This window comes from Psychrobacter sp. CAL346-MNA-CIBAN-0220, assembly GCF_040309805.1.
In the GTDB taxonomy this organism is placed as follows: domain Bacteria; phylum Pseudomonadota; class Gammaproteobacteria; order Pseudomonadales; family Moraxellaceae; genus Psychrobacter.
Genome location: NZ_JBEOPF010000604.1, coordinates 1 through 247, shown reverse-complemented (window position 1 = coordinate 247; position 247 = coordinate 1). Strand labels below are relative to the sequence as shown.

The 247-nt window shown below is 40.5% G+C and carries 1 protein-coding gene; it reads left to right on the top strand.

The features are described 5' to 3' along the window. Positions 1–51: 51 nt before the first annotated feature. Positions 52–247 (top strand): P-II family nitrogen regulator (locus AAEY88_RS14975; protein ID WP_350563661.1); only part of this gene is annotated, 196 nt, incomplete at its 3' end.

Below are 247 nucleotides of genomic sequence, written 5' to 3'. Positions count from 1 at the left end.
GGATTGTATAGAGGAAATACAATAACAAGCTAGCGTCCTAAGGGGGCCTTTGTGAAAATGATCAGTGCAATAATAAAGCCATTCAAACTAGATGATGTGCGTGAAGCACTCGCTGATTTAGGCATCGAAGGAATGACAGTGGTTGACGTTAAGGGATTTGGACGTCAAAGAGGGCATACTGAGTTATACCGTGGTGCTGAATATCAGGTTGACTTTATACCTAAAATTAAACTTGAAATTGCTACTC